The sequence below is a fragment of the Collinsella sp. CLA-ER-H10 genome (genome assembly GCF_040092475.1).
Taxonomy (GTDB): Bacteria; Actinomycetota; Coriobacteriia; order Coriobacteriales; family Coriobacteriaceae; genus Collinsella.
On sequence record NZ_JBBNLM010000049.1, the window covers coordinates 1 to 957 of the forward strand.

1 protein-coding gene and 1 pseudogene are annotated in these 957 nt (G+C 65.5%); both read right to left on the reverse strand.

The features are described from left to right. Positions 1-336 (reverse strand): agmatine deiminase family protein (locus AAAX36_RS09430; RefSeq protein ID WP_349075287.1); only part of this gene is annotated, 336 nt, incomplete at its 3' end. A 367-nt stretch (positions 337-703) separates the two neighbouring features. Continuing rightward, a pseudogene (locus AAAX36_RS09435) lies at positions 704-957 on the reverse strand (amino acid:proton antiporter); the annotation flags it as partial.

Consider the following 957-nt stretch of genomic DNA (forward strand, 5'->3'; position numbering starts at 1 on the left):
CTTCTCGCCCTTGCCGTCGATGACGTAGGTGGCGGCGGTGTCGCGGAACCAGGCGTCGTCGGTGGTCATCTCGATGACGGTGACGTTCTCGTCGTTCTCGAAGGCGGCCTTGCAGTTGGCGTAGTCGGCCTGGTTGGCGCACATGTAGACCGGGGTGAACTCGGAGATGGCGCGGGCGATGGCGGCATACTGCTTCTGGGCGGGCTTGGCGCCGTGGGCCCAGGTGTCGGTGCGGTGGGGCCAGCCCATCCACACGCGGTCCTGCGGGGCGAACTCGGCGGGCATGAAGAAGCCGTCGGCCCTGGGGGTGGACTCGGACTCGGTGATCGTACGCATAAGATTTCCTCCAAATCGAACGATCGTTTGCCGCGGGCGGGTTACCCGCAGCCTAAAACCAAGAGATGGTAGGCGCCCGTTCCCCGGCAAAGGTCGGGGCGCCCGGCGCCGGTTTTCACGGAGTCGCACCGGCAAGCGACGACGTAACCCGGTGCGCGGAGACAAAACGCACGAAGGATACGGGAGAGAGATTGGGGTGGGCGGTGGTTACCGGAGCAATAGCTCACACCCACCCCAGGGAATGGTTAGCAAACCTGTCGCTTGGGCACGCCTCCGAAGAGGCCGGAGTGCCCGGAGTCGGGAGCGACAAGCCCGACGAAGCGCACGTTGGTACGCGAGGAGGATCGGAGTCCCAGAACCGGGTGCTCTAGTTCTCCTCGGCCTCGGCGGCCTCCTCAGCGAGACGCTGGGCAGCCAGCTCGGGGGTGAGGCCCTTGTACTCTTCCTTGCGGCCCCTGGCGCTGACGACGCGGACGACCTCGCCGATGAGCACGAGCACGATGAAGATGACGATCATCGGGACCTTGTCGCCGATTTCGGCGGCGGAGAACGGCACCAGCGTCGCGACGATGGCCAGGACCAGCTCGATGCAGGGGATGGCCAGCATGACCTTCATCATCG